The 3,082-nt window shown below is 70.7% G+C and carries 3 protein-coding genes; 1 reads left to right on the top strand and 2 read right to left on the bottom strand.

Annotation, left to right across the window (positions count from 1 at the left end):
* Both HNR57_RS39045 and ctaC read right to left on the bottom strand, forming a co-directional pair.
* Positions 1-296 (bottom strand): cbb3-type cytochrome c oxidase subunit I (locus HNR57_RS39045; RefSeq protein WP_184568176.1); only part of this gene is annotated, 296 nt, incomplete at its 3' end.
* Positions 293-1,258 (bottom strand): aa3-type cytochrome oxidase subunit II, encoded by a 966-nt coding sequence (gene ctaC, locus HNR57_RS39040; protein ID WP_184568174.1) that lies wholly within the window; start codon positions 1,256-1,258, stop codon positions 293-295. The genes ctaC and HNR57_RS39045, both read right to left, overlap by 4 nt.
* Positions 1,259-1,545: 287 nt before the next feature.
* Between ctaC and HNR57_RS39035 the strand changes: the two genes are divergently transcribed.
* The gene (locus tag HNR57_RS39035; RefSeq protein ID WP_184568172.1) at positions 1,546-2,922 is read left to right on the top strand and encodes a cysteine desulfurase/sulfurtransferase TusA family protein; all 1,377 of its coding nucleotides are present in this window, start codon (positions 1,546-1,548) and stop codon (positions 2,920-2,922) included.
* Positions 2,923-3,082: the final 160 nt, after the last annotated feature.

The following is a 3,082-nucleotide window of genomic DNA, read 5'->3' as shown; positions in this document are numbered from 1 at the left end:
GCGAACATCAGCAGCATGATCGTGCCGTGCATCGTGAACGCCTGGTTGAACTGCTCGTTCGACATGATCTGCAGACCAGGCCGGGCGAGCTCGGCGCGCATGAACAGCGCCATCACGCCACCGATGACGAAGAACGCGAACGACGTCGCCAGGTACAGCGTGCCGATCGTCTTGTGGTCCGTCGTCGTCAGCCACTTGACCACGACACTGCCGCGGTTCTGGCGCCTGACCGGCAGCTCGTCCTGGTAGTGGGACCCTGCTGCCGCGGCACCCTGGGGTTCGTTGAGGATGCTCACAGGTTGTTCGTCTCCCGGTTCTTCTCGTGGCTCGTCTGCGCGATGCCGGCAGGAACGTAACCGTTCTGCTGCTTCTCCACGAGGTCCTTGAGGTGCTGCTCGTAGCGCTCGGGGGAGACCACCTTGACGTTGAACAGCATCCGAGAGTGGTCGACGCCGCAGAGCTCGGCGCACTTGCCGAGGAAGGTGCCCTCCTTGTTGGGGGTCACCTCGAAGGCGTTGGTGTGGCCCGGGATGACGTCCTGCTTCATCAGGAACGGCACCACCCAGAAGGAGTGGATGACGTCACGCGAGGTGAGGACGAAGCGGACCGTCTTGCCCTTGGGCAGCCAGAGCGTGGGGCCCGGGTTGTTGGTCTGCGGGTTCCGCGTGCCGGGGGTGCCGCAGTCGTAGACGCCGCCGGCGCCTGCCGGGAAGTCCTTCTTGAAGCGGTCCGGGATTGCGTCCAGGTCCTTCGAGGTCTTGGCGTCCCCGGTGGAACCGGCGACCGGCTCGATGTAGTTGAAGCACCAGCTCCACTGGAAGCCGACCACGTTGACCGTGACGTCGGGCTTCTTCTTGAGGCTGAGCAGCTCGGACTCGTCACGGGCGGTGAAGTAGAACAGCACCGAGACGATGATGAGCGGGACCACCGTGTACAGCGCCTCGATGGGCATGTTGTACCGGGTCTGCGGAGGAACTTCGACCTTGGTGCGGCTGCGCCGGTGGAAGAAAGCACTCCACAGGATCAGACCCCACACCAGCACGCCGACGGCGAGCGCAGCCGCCCAGGACCCCTGCCACAGGGAGAGGATCCGCGGAGCCTCTTCCGTGGTCGGGGTGGGCATACCAAGGCGGGGGAAGTCTTCCCAGTTGTACGAGCAACCGGTGGCTGTCGCCAAGACCAGGCCCGCGGTCAGTGCCTGCAGCAGCTTCCGCCGCATCGGGCGCCGCGGCGAGCGGTCGGAGCCGTTGGGACTCACGTAGCGCCTTCCCGAGAGTCTCGCCCGCGCGGATCGGCTGCGGCCTGGCCTTCTCGCTGGTCGGTCGCGGCCCTGCGTCGGGCAGGGGTTTGGATGTTTATGCGGACCAAACCCTAGCCGACGCCCTCCGGGGGTTCTCGGGGAGGGGGGCCTATGCGGTGGGGTGGTTCGCTTGTTTGGCGGCTGCGGGTTGTTTGTGGCTGTTCGCGCCCGCGGCGAAGCCGCTGATGTCACAGACCCGCGCCCCTTTGGGGACGTCTTCGTGCTGGGCGTTCTAGCGTTGCCGTGTGGGTTACTTCGATGCTGCTTCCGGTGCTCCCCTTCATCCTGTTGCCCGGCAGGCTCTGCTGGCCTCCCTCGATGAAGGGTGGGCAGATCCTGCGCGGTTGTACAGGGAGGGGCGTCGGGCCCGGATGCTGCTCGACGCGGCACGGGAGGCCGCCGCCGAGGCCGTGGGGTGCCGGGCGGACGAGCTGGTGTTCACCTCGTCCGGAAGCCGTGCCGTGCACACGGGCGTTGCGGGGGCGCTGGCCGGGCGGCGGCGGGCCGGACGCCACCTGATCGTGTCAGCCGTCGAACACTCCTCTGTACTCCATTCGGCCGAGGCGCACGAGGCGGGCGGCGGGTCCGTCACCCAGGTGCCCGTCGACCGGGGCGGGGCGGTGGATCCGGTCGCGTACGGGGCTGCCCTGCGCGAGGACACCGCGCTGGCGTGCCTGCAGTCCGCCAATCACGAGGTGGGGACCGAGCAGCCCGTCGGAGCGGTCGCCGAGGTGTGCCGGGAGGCCGGGGTGCCGTTGCTCGTCGACGCGGCGCAGTCGCTCGGGTGGGGGCCGGTGGAGGACGGCTGGTCGCTGCTGACGGCCAGTGCGCACAAGTGGGGCGGGCCGTCCGGCGTCGGGCTGCTCGTGGTCCGCAAGGGGGTGCGGTTCGCGGCGCAAGGGCCGGTGGACGAGCGGGAGTCGGGGCGCGCACCCGGTTTCGAGAACATCCCGGCGATCGTGGCGGCGGCCGCGTCGCTGCGGGCCGTGCGGGCCGAGGCGGCCGGGGAGGCCGTGCGCCTGCGGGAGCTGACGGACCGGATCCGGGCCCGGGTGCCCCGGCTGGTGTCCGACGTCGAGGTCGTCGGCGACCCGGTGCGCCGGCTGCCCGGGGTCGTCACCTTCTCCTGCCTCTACGTGGACGGGGAGGCGCTGCTGCACGAGCTGGACCGGGAGGGGTTCTCGGTCTCGTCCGGATCGTCCTGCACGAGCAGCACGCTGACGCCGAGCCATGTGCTGCGGGCGATGGGCGTGCTGAGTGAGGGGAATGTGCGGGTCTCACTGCCGCTCGGGGCGGCCGAGGAGGATGTGGAGAGGTTCCTGGAGGTGCTTCCCCGGGCTGTGGCGGCGGTGCGGGAGAAGCTGGGGGCGCCGGTTTCGGAGACGGTGGTGCGGGAGGACGTGCTCGTCGTGGACTCCCTGGGCAAGAGGTGCCCGATCCCGGTCATCGAGCTCGCCAAGGTCATCGGCGACGTGCCGGTGGGCGGCCTGGTCCGGGTCCTGTCGGACGACGAGGCGGCCCGTCTGGACATCCCGGCGTGGTGCGAGATGCGGAACCAGGAGTACGTGGGCGAGGAGCCGGCGGAAAGGGGAACCGCTTACCTGGTCCGCCGGGTGAGCTGAGGAACCCGAGGGGCGTGGGGGGGGGGGGGGGGGGGGGGGGCCCCCCCGGGGCCCCCCCCCCCCCCCCCCCCCCCCCCCCCCCCCCCCCCCCCCCCCCCCCCCCCCCCCCCCCCCCCCCCCCCCCCCCGCCCCCCCCCCCCCCCGGGGTAGGTGGGTGGAA

It is taken from the genome of Streptomyces paradoxus (assembly GCF_014202475.1).
GTDB classification, from domain to species: Bacteria; Actinomycetota; Actinomycetes; order Streptomycetales; family Streptomycetaceae; genus Streptomyces; species Streptomyces paradoxus.
The sequence above is the reverse complement of the archived record's forward strand: the minus strand, read 5'-3'. Positions and strand labels throughout refer to the sequence as shown.